The sequence below is a fragment of the Methylobacterium sp. J-078 genome, from assembly GCF_022829285.1.
Lineage (GTDB): Bacteria > Pseudomonadota > Alphaproteobacteria > Rhizobiales > Beijerinckiaceae > Methylobacterium.
This window is the reverse complement of record NZ_JAKSYI010000141.1, coordinates 252,822-267,467: the sequence shown is the minus strand read 5'-3', so window position 1 is coordinate 267,467 and position 14,646 is coordinate 252,822. Positions and strand designations below refer to the sequence as shown.

The window sequence follows — 14,646 nt, the reverse complement described above, 5'->3', positions numbered from 1 at the left end:
GCCCTTCTGGGAGGGCACCCGCGCCTGGATGCTGTCGCGCCCGCTCTCGGGCTTCTCCGAGACCTTCGCGCAGTACCTGATGGAGGTCGGGCAATGCGGCGGCAGCGAGGCGCCGGAGCCCGCCCCGGACGCCAAAGGGGTGCTTTTCGTGGTGGGAGGCACGCCCCGCCTCGTCCTCGAGCGCACCGCCCACGATATCACGCCCGGCAGCTACGCCTACATGCCGCCGGGCGCCGCCTGGAGCCTGCGCAACGACGCGGCCGAGCCCGCCCGCTTCCACTGGATCCGCAAGGCCTACGCCCGGGTGCCGGGCATCGCGCTCCCGCCGGCCTTCGTCACGCACGAGTCCGAGATCACCCCGGCGCCGATGCCCGGCACGGACGGCGCCTGGGCCACCACCCGCTTCGTCGCCTCCGACGACGTGCGCCACGACATGCACGTCAACATCGTCACCCTCCGCCCGGGCGCCTCGATCCCCTTCGAGGAGACCCACGTGATGGAGCACGGCCTGTTCATGCTCCAGGGCAAGGCCGTCTACAGGCTCAACCGCGACTGGGTCGAGGTCGAGGCCGGCGACTTCCTCTGGCTGCGCGCCTTCTGCCCCCAGGCCTGCTACGCCGGCGGACCCGAACCCTTCCGCTACCTGCTCTTCAAGGACGTCAACCGACACGCCCCCCTCGCACCCATGCGGACCGCCCGATGAGCGGCGGGGGACCGGGCGCGACGCGAGGCCCCGTGGCCCGGCACTGACCCCGCATCGGCAGCGGCCGGATTTGTCGATGCCGTTCGGCGCATCTATTGCGTGGGCCCTCGGACGCCGGTTCGGAGCTTTCCGCGGCCTGGTTCCCGGGGCCACGTCAATTCCAGAGCGGGCGACGCGATATCGGCGGTTGGCGACGACCGCAGCCGGTGGCATTCCACACCAAACCCACCTTGAGTGAATCGACGATGGATCGAATACATATCGGCGGCCTCGCCGTCGCCCGCGTGCTCTACGACTTCGTGGCGGACGAAGCGCTGCCGGGTACCGGCATCTCGCCCGAGGTGTTCTGGGGCGGCCTCGGCGCGATCGTGCGCGACCTGACGCCGAAGAACCGGGCCCTGCTCGCCAAGCGCGACGCGCTCCAGGCGGAGCTCGACGCCTGGCATCGGGAGGGCGCCGGCAAGCCGTTCGATGCTGCGGCCTACAAGGATTACCTGAAGGAGATCGGCTATCTCCTGCCCGATCCCGGGCCGGTGGCGGTGCGGACGGAGAACGTCGACGACGAGATCGCCCGGATCGCGGGCCCGCAGCTCGTCGTGCCGGTTTCGAACGCCCGCTACGCGCTCAACGCCGCCAATGCCCGCTGGGGTTCCCTCTACGACGCGCTCTACGGCACGGACGCGGTGTCGGAGGAAGGCGGCGCGGTCCGCAGCGGCGGCTACAACCGCACGCGGGGCGCCCGGGTCGTCACCCGCGCCCGCAGCTACCTCGACCGCTTCGTGCCCCTGGCCGGCGGCCGCCACGCCGACGTGGTCACCTACGCCGTCGAGGATGGGGCGCTCGTCGGCAACATGAACACCGGCGAGACCGTGCCGCTCGCGAAGCCGGACCTGTTCGTGGGCTATCGCGGCCGGGCCGGGATGCCCGCCTCCCTGCTCCTGCGCCACAACGGGCTGCACGTCGAGGTCGTCATCGACCGGACGCACCGGATCGGCCGTTTCGACGCGTCGGGGGTCGCCGACATCCTGCTGGAATCCGCGATCTCGACGATCATGGATCTGGAGGATTCCGTCGCGACGGTCGATGCCGACGACAAGGTCGTCGTCTACCGCAACTGGCTCGGCCTGATGACCGGTGCCTTGACGGCGTCCGTCGCGAAGGACGGCCGCACCCTGGAGCGGCGCCTCAACCCCGACCGGCACTACATCGCGCCGAACGGCGGCGAGGTGGTGGTGCCCGGCCGCTCGCTGATGCTGGTGCGCAACGTCGGCCACCACATGGACACCGACGCGGTGCTCGACGCCGAGGGCCGCGAGATCCCCGAGGGGATGCTCGACGCCGCGGTGACCGCGATGATCGCGATCCACGATCTCAAGGGTGAATCCGGCCTGCGCAACAGCCGGCGCGGCTCGGTCTACATCGTCAAGCCGAAGATGCACGGGCCCGAGGAGGTCGCCTTCGCGGTCGAGCTCTTCGAGCGGGTCGAGGCCATGCTGGGCCTCGAAGCCAACACCCTCAAGATGGGCATCATGGACGAGGAGCGCCGCACCACGGTCAACCTCGCCGCCTGCATCGCGGCCGCGGCCGAGCGGGTGGTGTTCATCAACACCGGCTTCCTCGACCGGACCGGGGACGAGATCCACACCGCCATGGAGGCCGGCCCGGTCATCCGCAAGAACGACATGAAGGCAACGCCCTGGATCAAGGGCTACGAGGAGAACAACGTCGATGTCGGCCTCGTCTGCGGCCTGCTCGACCGGGCGCAGATCGGCAAGGGCATGTGGGCGGCCCCCGACGCCATGGCCGACATGCTGATGCAGAAGGGCGCGCACCCGAAGGCCGGCGCGAGCACGGCCTGGGTGCCGTCGCCGACCGCCGCGACGCTGCACGCGCTGCATTACCACGAGACCGAGGTGCGGGCGCGCCAGGCCGAACTCGCCCGCCGGCCGCGCTCGGCCCTCGACGAGATCCTCGAGATTCCCCTGGCCCGCTCGAACTTCGCCCCCGACGACGTGGCCCAGGAGATCGACAACAACGTCCAGGGCATCCTCGGCTACGTCGTGCGCTGGATCGACCAGGGCGTCGGCTGCTCCAAGGTGCCGGACATCCACGATGTCGGGCTGATGGAGGATCGGGCGACCCTGCGGATCTCGTCTCAGCACATCGCGAACTGGCTGCACCACGGCGTCGTCAGCGAGGAGCAGGTGATGAATGCGCTCAAGCGGATGGCGAAGGTGGTGGACCGCCAGAACGCCGGCGATCCGCTCTACCGGCCAATGGCGCCGGATTTCGACGGGCCCGCCTTCCAGGCGGCCAGCGATCTCGTGTTCAAGGGCCGCACCCAGCCGAACGGGTATACGGAATGGATCCTGACCGAGCGCCGCCGGGCGGCCAAGGCGGCCCGGTAATCCAAGCGCCCCCGCCTCACATCCGACGCCGCACAGCGGGCGGTCGGATGTGAGGCCGGCTTACGGCGTCAGAACACCCGCTCGGCCGTGTCGCCGCGCGGGGTCGCCCCCGCGATGCCGGCCTTCGCGTCGGCCTGCTCGGCGGCACGCTTGTCGAGGGCGCGCTCCACCACCTTGGCGATGCCCACCATGATGGTGTCGAGAACGTAGTCCTTCGGGGTGTAGACCGCCGTGACGCCCATGTTCTTGAGCACGAGTTCGTCATCCGGCGAGATGATGCCGCCGACCACGAGGGGGATGTGGTCGAGGCCCGCCTCGCGCATCTTCGCCCGGACGTCGCGCACCAGCGGCACGTGGCTGCCCGAGAGGATCGACAGGCCGACCACGTGGGCGCCGGTGGACTTGGCCTTGGCGACGATCTCCGCCGGAGTCTGGCGAATGCCGTCGTAGGTCACGTCGAAGCCGACGTCGCGGGCGCGCAGCGCGATCTGCTCGGCGCCGTTGGAGTGACCGTCGAGGCCGGGCTTGCCGACGACGAGCTTCGGGGTCTCGCCGAGGCGCTCGCCGAGATCCGCGATGAGAAGCTTGGCATCCTGGGCCGCCCCCGAGGAGATCGTCTCCAGGGTGACGCCGGTGGGCGCGCGGTACTCGCCGAAGACCTGGCGCAGGCGGCCACCCCACTCGCCGGTCGTCACGCCGGCCTTCGCCGCCGCGATCGAGACCGGCATGATGTTGGCACCCGAACGCGCCGCGGCCTCGAGGTCGTCGAGGGCTTTCTCCACAGTCTTGCCGTCGCGCTTGGAACGCCATTCGCGGATGCGCTGCTCGGCCTCCATCTCGACCGTCTCGGAGACCGTGAAGATCGCGCCCTCGCCGGCGGTGAGGGGCGAGGGCTCGCCAGCCTGGAACTTGTTGACGCCGACCACGACCTGATCGCCGGTCTCGATCGCCGAGATGCGCTTGGCGTTGGATTCCACGAGGGCGCGCTTCAGGGCGCCGGTCTCCACCGCCGCCACGGCGCCGCCGATGCCGCCGATCTCCTCCAGGGCCTTGCGGGTCTCGGCCTTCAGCGCCTCGACCTTGGCGTCGATGACCTTCGAGCCGTCGAAGATGTCGTCGTATTCGAGGAGGTCGGTCTCGAAGGCGAGGATCTGCTGCATGCGCATGGACCATTGCTGGTCCCAGGGACGGGGCAGGCCGAGCGCCTCGTTCCATGCCGGCAACTGCACGGCCCGCGCCCGGGCACGCTTGGAGAGCGTAACGGCCAGCATCTCGATGAGGATACGGTGGACGTTGTTCTCGGGCTGCTGTTCCGTCAGTCCGAGGGAGTTCACCTGAACGCCATAGCGGAAGATGCGCTTCTTCGGGTCGGTGATGCCGTAGCGCTCCTGGGCGATCTCGTCCCAGAGTTCGGAGAACGCCCGCATCTTGCAGATCTCGGTGACGAACCGCATGCCTGCGTTCACGAAGAACGAGATCCGGCTGAACACGTCGGCAAAGCTCGCCTCGTCGAAGTCGGGGTCGTCGCGCACGGTGTCGAGCACCGCGATGGCGATGGCGAGCGCGTAGGACAGCTCCTGCACCGGCGTCGCCCCGGCCTCCTGCAGGTGGTAGGAGCAGACGTTCATCGGGTTCCACTTCGGCACTTCCTTGGTCGTGAACAGGATCACGTCCTTGGTCAGCCGCAGGGAGGGCGCGGGCGGGAAGACGTAGGTGCCGCGCGAGAGGTATTCCTTGATGATGTCGTTCTGGGTGGTGCCCTGGAGCCCGGCGAACGGCGCGCCCTGCTCTTCGGCCACCGCGAGGTAGAGCGACAGCAGCCACGGCGCCGTGGCGTTGATCGTCATCGAGGTGTTCATCTGCTGGAGCGGAATCTGGTCGAACAGGGTCCGCATGTCGCCCAGATGCGCGATCGAGACGCCGACCTTGCCGACCTCGCCGCGCGCCAACTCGTGATCGGGGTCGTAGCCGGTCTGGGTCGGCAGGTCGAAGGCCACCGAGAGGCCGGTCTGCCCCTTGGCGAGGTTGCCCCGGTAGAGCGCGTTCGACTCCTTGGCATTGGAATGGCCCGCATAGGTGCGGATGATCCACGGCTTGTCGCGCTTGGTCTCGGCGACCGCTGCCTGTCCGCTCATCCCGGAACACTCCCTCAAGACTGAATTTGATGTGATCTCAAATTGCATTTGACTGCCGTCGACCACTTGCCGCGCACCCTAGCGAAGGCCGTTCGCCGCGTCATCAGCACCAAGGGCCATCCCGCGTGGGCTCGGTGCGGAAGCTTCGGACCGCGTGGCACACGTTTGGGCGATCGCATCGCCCCGGGTTGCGTGACCACCCGATTCCGGCGAGCCCCCCGGAATGCAGGATTGGACATTGGTACAAGGCGAGCCCTCTTCCCCGCCGGGGCGCCGCGAAGAGCCCGGGTATCGGCACCTGCCCGACCGAGGCCGGTCAGTCCAGTCCAGCAGGACCGCTAAAGGCCCGTCGCACCACGATAATATTGAATACAGAAAGGCGTCGGCGCGGACGATGCCATCTTGGTGTGGATCGTAATCTTTCTTATCCGGCACCAAAAAGATTCTTGGCCGTTCGGGGTCTTGGAGGGCTCCGGGTTCGCCGATATAGCGGGCAGCACAAGAAGTAACGGGGAGAGCCAAGATGGCTGCGAGCGCTGCGTCGAGCACGACGGAAATCAAGGATCTGTACGAGATGGGCGAGGTGCCGCCCCTCGGTCACGTGCCGGCGAAGATGTATGCCTGGGCGATCCGGCGCGAGCGCCACGGACCGCCGGAACAGTCGCATCTGCTCGAGGTGCTTCCCGTCTGGGAGATCGGCGACGACGAGGTGCTGGTCTACGTCATGGCCGCCGGCGTGAACTACAACGGCGTCTGGGCCGGCCTCGGCGAGCCGATCTCGCCCTTCGACGTGCACAAGGGCGAGTACCACATCGCGGGTTCCGACGCCTCCGGCATCGTCTGGAAGGTCGGCGCCAAGGTGAAGCGCTGGAAGGTCGGCGACGAGGTCATCGTCCACTGCAACCGCGACGACGGCGACGACGAGGAGTGCAACGGCGGCGACCCGATGTTCTCGCCCTCGCAACGCATCTGGGGGTACGAGACCGGGGACGGCTCCTTCGCCCAGTTCTGCCGGGTGCAGTCGCGCCAGCTCATGGTCCGGCCGAAGCACCTGACCTGGGAGGAGGCGGCCTGCTACACGCTCACCCTCGCCACCGCCTACCGCATGCTGTTCGGCCACGCGCCGCACACCGTGCGCCCGGGCCAGAACGTCCTCGTCTGGGGCGCGTCGGGCGGCCTCGGCGTGTTCGCGGTGCAGCTCTGCGCGGCCTCCGGCGCCAACGCCATCGCGGTGATCTCCGACGACACCAAGCGCGACTACGTCCTGAGCCTGGGGGCCAAGGGCGTGATCAACCGCAAAGAGTTCGACTGCTGGGGCCAGCTGCCGAAGGTGAACAGCCCCGAGTACAACACCTGGCTCAAGGAAGCCCGCAAGTTCGGCAAGGCGATCTGGGACATCACCGGCAAGGGCAACGACGTCGACATCGTGTTCGAGCATCCGGGTGAATCGACCTTCCCGGTCTCGACGCTGGTGGCCAAGCGCGGCGGCATGATCGTGTTCTGCGCCGGCACCACCGGCTTCAACATCACCTTCGACGCCCGCTACGTCTGGATGCGCCAGAAGCGCATCCAGGGCTCGCACTTCGCGCACCTGAAGCAGGCGTCGGCCGCCAACCAGTTCGTCCTCGACCAACGCATCGACCCGTGCATGAGCGAGGTCTTCCCCTGGGACAAGATCCCCCAGGCCCACACCAAGATGTGGAAGAACCAGCACGCCCCGGGCAACATGGCCTGCCTCGTCAACGCTCCCCGCGCCGGCCTGCGCACGGTCGAGGACGTGATCGAGGCCGGAAAGCGCTAGGCTTTCAGCGCCTTACCGGAACGCTCCAATCACCTGCCCTTCTCGGAGGGCAGGTGCTTTGCGTATTCCTCGCGCTCTTCCTTCTGCTTGATCAGGTCCGCGTAGGCCTGACGCATCTCCGGTGACACCGTCACCGAGCGGGCCTTCTCCTTCTTGCGCTTGGGCGCCTTCTTGAACTGGTTCGTGGTCTCGGCCATCGCTGCCCCCGTACGTCCGTTCCCGTGAGCATAGGCGCGATGCGCGACGATCGCGAGACGTGGGGCACCGCCTTTCGGTAGCGCCCCCCGGCTGTTAGATGTCTCTTCAAGCGCGCCCCGCCCCATCCCCGGACGGGCCGGGCGCGCATCGCGAGACCACGGCGACCGGCATCATGGACAAGTTCACCACCCTGGAGGGCGTCGCGGCGCCCATGCGGATCATCAACGTCGACACCGACCGGATCATCCCGAAACAGTATCTCAAGACGATCAAGCGCACCGGCCTCGGCAAGGGCCTGTTCTCCGAGATGCGCTACCGCGACGACGGCTCGGAGAACCCCGACTTCGTCCTCAACAAGCCGGCCTACCGCAACGCCCGTATCCTCGTCGTCGGCGACAATTTCGGCTGCGGCTCGTCCCGCGAGCACGCGCCCTGGGCGCTCACGGATTTCGGAATCCGCTGCGTGATCTCCACGAGCTTCGCCGACATCTTCTTCAACAACTGCGCCAAGAACGGCATCCTGGCGATCACGGTCTCGCCCGAGGACCTGGAGAAGCTGTTCGAGGATGCCGAGCGGGGCTCGAACGCCACCCTGTCGGTGGACCTCGAGGCCCAGACCATCAAGGGACCGGACGGCGGCACCCTGCACTTCGACATCGATCCGGGCCGCAAGGAGAGCCTCCTCAACGGCCTCGACGAGATCGGCCTGACGCTGATGCGGGCCCCAAAGATCGATGCCTACGAAGAGAAGCTGGCCGCGCGCGGCTTCGCCTGACCGCTGCCAGCCTCGGGCGGACCCGTGACGGGGCCCTCCCCCGCCTTGCGGCCGGGCGATGGCATAGGCCGACGCATCGTCATTCCGGGTCGCCACGGGCGATCCCGGAATCCAGAGCCGCCGACCGTGTGAGATCCAACACCATCTGAAGGTCCCCCCGCCTCCGGCCGACAGGGGCGAGGCGGGCAGCTCCGATCATTTCGCCCCACGCTCAACCGTTCGTTAACCCTGGTATCGCCTGAATCGGCGCTCACATTCCTGGCGAACGCATTGGCGGAGATCACGATGGCATTCGGCCGACCGGGCAAGACGGCGACCCTCTCCCTCGGGATAGCCGCGACCCTCCTGACGCTCTCCGCGCCCGCCCGCGCCGATTTCCAGGACTGCCTCGCAGGCTTGCAGGCCCAAGCCGCCGCGCAGGGCATCTCGGCCCAGACCTTCCGGTCCGCGACGGCCGGCATCGCCTACGACGAGAAGGTGATCGAACTTTCCCAGGCCCAGCCTGAGTTCAAGACCCCGATCTGGGACTACATGGCCGCCCTCGTGGACGAGGAGCGTGTGGACGACGGCAAGGCCGCCATGCGCCAGCACGCGCAGGCGCTCGCCAATGCCGAGGCCCGCTACGGCGTCGACCGCCACACCATCGCGGCGGTCTGGGGCGTCGAATCGAACTTCGGCAAGAACCTCGGCAAGATGCCGCTGGTGCAGTCCTTCGCCACCCTGATCTGCGCCAACCATCGCCGGAAGGATTTCTTCAAGGGCGAGTTGATGGCCACCCTGAAGATCATCGAGCGCGGCGACATCGATCCGTCCCGCCTCAACGGCTCCTGGGCCGGCGCCTTCGGGCAGACCCAGTTCATGCCGACCACCTACCAGCGCCTCGCCGTGGACGGCGACGGCGACGGCCGCCGCGACCTGGTCGATTCGGTCCCCGACGCGGTCGCCTCCACGGCCAACTTCCTGCGGGTCGCGAAGTGGAACAACGGCCAGCCCTGGGGCTACGAGGTCAAGGTCCCGCGCGGCTTCCCAGCCGGGTCCGCCGGGCGCAAGAACAAGAAGGCGATCGCCCACTGGGCTTCCCTCGGCGTCACCCGCATCGACGGCCGTCCGCTCTCGGGCGAGGGACCGGCCGGCATCCTGCTGCCCGCCGGCATCGACGGCCCGGCCTTCCTGGTGACGAAGAACTTCGACGCGCTCTACTCCTACAACGCCGCCGAATCCTACGGGCTCGCCATTGCGGTTCTGTCCGATCGCCTGCGCGGGCGCGGTGGCATCCAGGCCGAGTGGCCCACCGACGATCCGCCCCTGTCGCGGGCCGAGCGCCGCGACCTCCAGGCCCGCCTGACCAAGCGCGGCTTCGACGTCGGCGAGCCGGACGGCAAGGTCGGTTCGAAGACCCGCGACGCGATCAAGGAGGTCGAGCGCAGCCTCGGCATGCCGGCCACCGGGCGCCCCGGCGCCAAGGTGCTCGAAGCTCTGCGGCGGGGATGAGCACGCGCCGGCTCATCGGCTCCGGCTCGCCCTTCGAAGCGGCCTACGGCTATTCCCGCGCCGTAGTGCAGGACGGCTTCGTGTTCGTGGCCGGCACCACGGGCTACGATTACGCCACGATGACGATGCCGGAGGCGGCCGCCGACCAGGCGGAAGCCTGCTGGCGCACCATCGCGGGCGTGCTGGCCGAGGCCGGCGCCGGCCTCGCGGACATCGTGCGCGTGACCACCTACGTCACGGACCGGGCGGAAGCCGAAGCAGTGCTCGGCATCGGCGGGCAAGTGCTGGCCGAAATCCGACCGGCCGCGACCCTCGTCATCGTCGCCGGGCTGCTGCGCCCCGAGATGAAGGTCGAGATCGAGGTCACGGCCAGACGCAGATAGGAGGGCTCGGCACTTGAGTGGACGGCTCATCGCACTCACCGGAGCCACCGGCTTCATCGGTCGGCACCTCCTCCAAAGCCTGTCGCGGCGCGGCTTCCGGGTGCGCGTCCTGCTGCGCCGGCCCGTCGAGGTTCCGGAAGGCGCGAGCAGCGCTGTTGTGGGAGACCTCATCCGGCCCATGAACATGGCGGCGGCGCTCGCTGGCGTCGACGCCGTGGTGCATTCCGCCGGCCTCGGCCTGGCGATGTCGGGAACGCCGGAGGACGATTTCCGCGCCTCGAACACCGAGGCGACCCTGCGCCTCGCGGAGGCCGCCGCGCGGGCGCGCGTGCAACGCTTCGTGTTCCTGTCCTCGATCCGGGCGCAGACCGGACTCTCGGCCCCTGGCATCGTCACCGAATCGGACGTGCCGGCGCCCACCGACCCCTATGGCCGCTCCAAGCTCGCCGCGGAGGAGGCCCTTGCCGGCACCGGCCTCGACTGGGTCGCCCTCCGGCCGGTCCTGGTCTACGGCGCGGGCGTGAAGGGCAACATGGCGACGCTGATGCAGCTGGCTCGCATTGCGGCGCCCCTGCCGTTCGGCTCCCTCACGGCCCGGCGCTCCCTGGTCTCGGTGGAGAGCCTCGCCGACGCCGTGGCGACCGCTCTGGAGGCGCCGGGTCCGCTGCGGCGGCCCCTCATCGTCGCCGAGCCCGATGCCCTGACCCTGCCGGAGATGATCGCAGCCCTCCGCGCCGGCCTCGGACGCGGGCCCGGCCTGCTGCCGCTTCCCGAGGGCCTGCTCGGCCTCGCCTGTCGCCTCGCAGGTCGCGAAGAGGCCTTTGCCCGGCTCTCCACACCCCTCGTGGCGCGGGCGGACGGACTGCCGGTCCTCGGCTGGGAGCCGGCGACCGGCGCCCGCGCGGGCCTGACCCGCTTCGCCGCTGGGCAGGCCTGAACGCGAAAAGGCCCGGCGCACGGCCGGGCCCGTTGGTCGATCGCGCCTGATGCGATCAGCGGCGCACGTCGAGGACGTCGCCCGAGCGGCTGTCGAGCACGACGGTGATGTCGTCGCCGCGCCGGTCGGAGCCACGGACGATCAGGCGCGGCCCGCGCCGGTCGACGCCGTCGACGTCCACGAGGCCCTCGCGGCGGGCGATACGGGCGGCTTCGCCCCGGGTGAGTTCGCTGCGCGGCGGGCCGCGGTCGTCGTAGCCGCGACGATAGCCGGGATCGACCTGGACGCCGCCGGGACCGATGGAGATGCCCTGTGCGAAAGCGGGCGCGGCGGCGAGGCCGAGGCTCAGCGCCAGGAGGCCGCCGGCCAGGATGTTCGAGCGAAATTGCATAGTGTCTGCCCCTCTTGCGGGTCCGGCATCGGCGGCGAGCGACCGCCGTATCGGGACCCGAGATCAGGGCCTCAATCGCCAGATATCCGCTTTTGTTCCTTTGTGGCGTCAGCGCACCGCACGCAGGGCCGCCGCGACGGCGTCGTCGGTCCGGTCGATGTCTGGCGCGTCGATATGCCGGAATCGCGCCTGGATCAGACCGAAGGCCCCGAACGCGAAATGGCCCGCCGCCACGATGCCGAGCAGCACCCAGCCGTAGGGCTGCGCACGCAGGGCCGCGAAGGCGCCGGCCAAGCCCTTCACCTCGGAGGAGGCCTGATACCAGGCGGCCGCGATGAAGAATCCGCCGATGATCAGGAAGGCGATGCCGCGGGCGGCGTAGCCGAACTGCCCGACGGGCTTGGCCCAGCGGCAACGGTCGGCGTCGAGTTTGAGGCGGTCGGTGACGTCGCCCTTGAACGCCTTCACCAGGAACGCGACACCGCCGCCCATCACACCGAGGCCGATCAGGCCGACGAGCCACAGGCCGAAGGGTTTGGCGAGCAGCCAGGCCGTCCAGTCCTGGGTCGCGTCGCCGCCCCCGCGTCCGAGCCCGAGAGCGAGGCTGGCGGCGGTGATCGCGAGGCCGGTATAGATCGCTGCGCTGAGGAGATGGGCGAGGCGGACGACCACACCTTTCAGCGAGGTGCCGCGCCGGTCGGCATCCGTGACGCTCTCGATGAAGCGCCAGACGGCGAAGCCCAGGAGGCCCAGCGCGATCAGGCCGACGACGACCGCGCCGAACGGACCGGCCAGGACCCAGCGCAGCGCGCTCTCGCTGTCGCCGGCCCGCCCGCCCCGACCGATGGCGGCCAGCACTGCGAGCCCGCCGATGACGCAATAGACGAGACCGCGGGCGCCGTAGCCGAACCGAGCCAGGCGCTCGATTGTGTTGTGTCCGAGGTTGAGCAAGGCGTTTCCCGGGGTCCCAGCGACGTCATCCGTCGGAGGAACGCGCGGCCTTGCCGGATAGTGCCACGTAGAAGCCGAGCCCGTCGCCGGCCGGCAAGGTCTGGAGGCGATCGACGAAGCCCTTGCGCTTGGCGTCGAGGAGCAGGCGTCCGATCGGCTGGAACAGCGTTTCGCCGCCGCCCTCCGGCGGTGGAGCGAGGCGGATCGCCACGGTCTTCCCCTTTCCGAAGCGGCTGCGTTCCAGCATGTCCGCCAGGGACGCCTCCGCCGTCGGGCGATTGGTCTCGCGCAGGTCGAGGATCGATTCGGCGTCGGTAACCCCGAGCGACCCGCGCAGCTTGTTGGCGTAGAAATCTTCGAAGTGAGGCACCGGGCAACTCAGTCCTGGCTGGAGACGAAGACGGGAACGCGGATTTCAGCGCGACGCCATCGTAGCCGTCCGTCAGTCCCGGGCACAACGGGCTTCGGATGCATCGGAACGTCCCCGGCACGGCAGCCGTGCCGGGGACGCAGGAAGCATGGTCTCAGCCGTGCACGAGCACGTTGCGGAACTGCCAGGGATCGCTGGTGTCGATGTCCTCGGGGAACAGGCCGGGGCGGCCGGTCAGGGGGGTCCAGTCAGTGTAGACGCCGATGACGGGGCCGAGATACGGCGTCTGCACTTCGAGGCAGCGGCGGAAATCCATCTCGTCCGCCTCGACGATGCCGGCCTCCGGGTTCTCGAGGGCCCAGACCATGCCGGCGAGCACGGCGGAGGTCACCTGCAGGCCGGTGGCGTTCTGGTAGGGGGCGATCCGGCGGGTCTCCTCGATGGAGAGCTGCGAGCCGTACCAGTAGGCATTCTTGGCGTGGCCGTAGAGGAGCACGCCGAGTTCGTCGATGCCGTCCACGATCTCGGTCTCGTCGAGGATGTGGATCGTCTCCTGGACCTTGCCGCCGTTGCCGAACATCTCGTGCAGCGAGAGCACCGCGTCGTTGGCGGGGTGATAGGCGTAGTGGCAGGTCGGCCGGTAGGCGGCGCGCTCGCCCTCCAGCACCGTGTAGTAGTCGGAGATCGACACGGCCTCGTTGTGGGTGACGAGGAAGGCGTATTGCGACTGCGCGGTCGGCGTCCAGGAGCGCACGCGGGTGTCGGCGCCGGGCTGGAGCAGGTAGATCGCGCAGCGCGAGCCCTTCTCCTGCTCGCGGCCATTCTCCGGCATCCAGGTCTCGTGGGTGCCCCAGCCGAGCTCGGCCGGCTGATTGCCCTCGGAGACGAAGCCCTCCACCGACCAGGTGTTGACGAAGACGCCCATGGGCTTGGCCGACTTGGCGCGCTGCGTGTCGCGCTCGGCGATGTGGACGCCCTTGACGCCGACCTCGCGCATGAGGGCGGCCCAGCCGGCGCGGTCCTTCGGCTCGGGGGTCTTCAGGCCGAGGTCACCGGCGATGTTCAGCAGCGCCTGCTTCACGAACCACGAGACCATGCCGGGGTTCGCGCCGCAGCAGGAGACCGCGGTGGTGCCGCCGGGCGAGGCGGTGCGGGCGTCCAGGATCTCCTGGCGCAGCGCGTAGTTGGTGCGGTCGCCCTGGCTCTTGTTCTTGTCGAAGTAGAAGCCCGGCCAGGGTTCGGCCACGGTGTCGATGTAGAAGGCGCCGAGCTCGCGGCAGAGCTCCATGATCGCCCGCGACGAGGTGTCGACCGAGAGGTTCACGCAGAACCCCTGGCCGCCGCCCTCGGTGAGGAGCGGCGTCAGCACGTCGCGATAATTCTCCTTGGTGAGCGCAACCTGCTCGAAGCGCAGGCCGTGCTGCTCGGCGAGCGACCGATGCGCGTCGGAGGGTTCGATGACCGTGAAGCGGGCCTTGTCGTACGTGAAGTGCCGCTCGATCAGCGGAAGGGTGCCGCGTCCGATGGAGCCGAAGCCGATCATCACGATGGGGCCGGTGATGCGGCCGTGGACGGGCCAGGAGGTTGCGGCTTCGGTCATGGGCAGGAGATCCTTCTCATACGCGTGTCTTGCGCGACTTTTGCGCGTGCTTTGGGTCGCCGCGTCGCGACCGCATGCCTTAGGCGCCGGAAATGACGAACAAGCGACGGGCTCAGTGACGTTTGCGGCCGCGCCGGTCAACCGCGCGGGGAAACCCGCGTTTCGGAAGCGTTACGGCGCGCATGCCCTGAGCGCAGGGCGTCATCCCACCGAAACACATTGCGGGCATCCCGCGCCGCACCGATATTGCACTGCAACAGAACAAGAGCGACCCGAGGAAGCGTCCGGCCCCTTACACCACGGACCTTTGCCATGCTCGCACTCATCACCTCGCGCCTTGCCGCTCCCGTCGACGAGCCCATCGACCGCGATCCCGGCATCATCACCCTCGCGGCTTCGCTGCTCCGCGCCGTCACCCGCCGCCACGACGCCGCCTTCCAGCGCCGCTGCGACCTCGCCGCCAAGGCGGACCATCACACCAACGTCTGAGCCGGTGCCGCGCC

14 protein-coding genes are annotated in these 14,646 nt (G+C 69.0%); 8 read left to right on the top strand and 6 right to left on the bottom strand.

Annotated features, from left to right (window positions below):
• Positions 1–703, top strand: a 703-nt coding sequence (locus MKK58_RS26010) for a bifunctional allantoicase/(S)-ureidoglycine aminohydrolase (RefSeq protein WP_243915827.1), incomplete at its 5' end; no start/stop codon positions are given.
• 245 nt (positions 704–948) lie between these two features.
• A complete protein-coding gene (locus tag MKK58_RS26005) occupies positions 949–3,111 on the top strand; it encodes a malate synthase G (protein WP_243915826.1) in 2,163 nt (720 codons plus the stop codon).
• Between the two features lie 68 nt (positions 3,112–3,179).
• Here the strand turns inward: MKK58_RS26005 and MKK58_RS26000 are convergent, their stop codons facing one another.
• Entirely contained in the window at positions 3,180–5,246 is a 2,067-nt protein-coding gene (locus MKK58_RS26000; RefSeq protein ID WP_243915825.1) for a protein meaA, read from the bottom strand.
• Positions 5,247–5,769: 523 nt separating this feature from the next.
• On the opposite strand from MKK58_RS26000, the gene ccrA reads away from it, so the two are divergent.
• Entirely contained in the window at positions 5,770–7,047 is a 1,278-nt protein-coding gene (gene ccrA, locus MKK58_RS25995) for a crotonyl-CoA carboxylase/reductase (protein WP_243915824.1), read from the top strand.
• Positions 7,048–7,076: 29 nt separating this feature from the next.
• On the opposite strand, the gene MKK58_RS25990 is transcribed toward ccrA, so the two are convergent.
• Entirely contained in the window at positions 7,077–7,244 is a 168-nt protein-coding gene (locus MKK58_RS25990) for a hypothetical protein (protein WP_181017318.1), read from the bottom strand.
• Between the two features lie 173 nt (positions 7,245–7,417).
• Here MKK58_RS25990 and leuD point away from each other — a divergent pair, with 173 nt between their 5' ends.
• The 4 genes from leuD to MKK58_RS25970 all read left to right on the top strand — a co-directional run bounded on the left by leuD (position 7,418) and on the right by MKK58_RS25970 (position 10,831).
• The gene (gene leuD / locus MKK58_RS25985) at positions 7,418–8,020 is read left to right on the top strand and encodes a 3-isopropylmalate dehydratase small subunit (RefSeq protein ID WP_243915846.1); all 603 of its coding nucleotides are present in this window, start codon (positions 7,418–7,420) and stop codon (positions 8,018–8,020) included.
• Positions 8,021–8,305: 285 nt separating this feature from the next.
• Positions 8,306–9,511, top strand: a complete 1,206-nt coding sequence (locus tag MKK58_RS25980) for a lytic murein transglycosylase (RefSeq protein WP_243915823.1) — start codon at positions 8,306–8,308, stop codon at positions 9,509–9,511.
• A complete protein-coding gene (locus MKK58_RS25975) occupies positions 9,508–9,894 on the top strand; it encodes a RidA family protein (protein WP_243915822.1) in 387 nt (128 codons plus the stop codon). The genes MKK58_RS25980 and MKK58_RS25975 overlap by 4 nt, the downstream gene beginning before the upstream one ends.
• 13 nt (positions 9,895–9,907) lie before the next feature.
• A complete protein-coding gene (locus MKK58_RS25970) occupies positions 9,908–10,831 on the top strand; it encodes an NAD-dependent epimerase/dehydratase family protein (protein WP_243915821.1) in 924 nt (307 codons plus the stop codon).
• Positions 10,832–10,886: 55 nt separating this feature from the next.
• Here the strand turns inward: MKK58_RS25970 and MKK58_RS25965 are convergent, their stop codons facing one another.
• From MKK58_RS25965 to MKK58_RS25950, 4 genes are all read right to left on the bottom strand, one after another.
• Positions 10,887–11,222 (bottom strand): PepSY domain-containing protein, encoded by a 336-nt coding sequence (locus tag MKK58_RS25965; protein ID WP_243915820.1) that lies wholly within the window; start codon positions 11,220–11,222, stop codon positions 10,887–10,889.
• A 108-nt stretch (positions 11,223–11,330) separates the two neighbouring features.
• Complete coding sequence (locus tag MKK58_RS25960; protein WP_243915819.1) at positions 11,331–12,173, bottom strand: DUF1206 domain-containing protein; 843 nt, start codon at positions 12,171–12,173, stop codon at positions 11,331–11,333.
• Between the two features lie 25 nt (positions 12,174–12,198).
• Positions 12,199–12,543, bottom strand: coding sequence for a hypothetical protein (locus MKK58_RS25955; protein ID WP_243915818.1), 345 nt, complete (start codon positions 12,541–12,543; stop codon positions 12,199–12,201).
• A 154-nt stretch (positions 12,544–12,697) separates the two neighbouring features.
• Positions 12,698–14,143, bottom strand: coding sequence for a homospermidine synthase (locus tag MKK58_RS25950; protein WP_243915817.1), 1,446 nt, complete (start codon positions 14,141–14,143; stop codon positions 12,698–12,700).
• 312 nt (positions 14,144–14,455) lie between these two features.
• Here MKK58_RS25950 and MKK58_RS25945 point away from each other — a divergent pair, with 312 nt between their 5' ends.
• Positions 14,456–14,632: a hypothetical protein gene (locus MKK58_RS25945; RefSeq protein ID WP_243915816.1), complete on the top strand. Its 177-nt coding sequence runs from the start codon at positions 14,456–14,458 to the stop codon at positions 14,630–14,632.
• Positions 14,633–14,646: the final 14 nt, after the last annotated feature.

Excerpts from the sequence above, each read along its gene's own strand:
- MKK58_RS26005 (WP_243915826.1), top strand. The coding sequence starts at position 949 with ATGGATCGAATACATATCGGCGGCCTCGCCGTCGCCCGCGTGCTCTAC.
- MKK58_RS26000 (WP_243915825.1), bottom strand. The coding sequence starts at position 5,246 with ATGAGCGGACAGGCAGCGGTCGCCGAGACCAAGCGCGACAAGCCGTGG.
- ccrA (WP_243915824.1), top strand. The coding sequence starts at position 5,770 with ATGGCTGCGAGCGCTGCGTCGAGCACGACGGAAATCAAGGATCTGTAC.
- MKK58_RS25990 (WP_181017318.1), bottom strand. The coding sequence starts at position 7,244 with ATGGCCGAGACCACGAACCAGTTCAAGAAGGCGCCCAAGCGCAAGAAG.
- leuD (WP_243915846.1), top strand. The coding sequence starts at position 7,418 with ATGGACAAGTTCACCACCCTGGAGGGCGTCGCGGCGCCCATGCGGATC.
- MKK58_RS25980 (WP_243915823.1), top strand. The coding sequence starts at position 8,306 with ATGGCATTCGGCCGACCGGGCAAGACGGCGACCCTCTCCCTCGGGATA.
- MKK58_RS25975 (WP_243915822.1), top strand. The coding sequence starts at position 9,508 with ATGAGCACGCGCCGGCTCATCGGCTCCGGCTCGCCCTTCGAAGCGGCC.
- MKK58_RS25965 (WP_243915820.1), bottom strand. The coding sequence starts at position 11,222 with ATGCAATTTCGCTCGAACATCCTGGCCGGCGGCCTCCTGGCGCTGAGC.
- MKK58_RS25950 (WP_243915817.1), bottom strand. The coding sequence starts at position 14,143 with ATGACCGAAGCCGCAACCTCCTGGCCCGTCCACGGCCGCATCACCGGC.
- MKK58_RS25945 (WP_243915816.1), top strand. The coding sequence starts at position 14,456 with ATGCTCGCACTCATCACCTCGCGCCTTGCCGCTCCCGTCGACGAGCCC.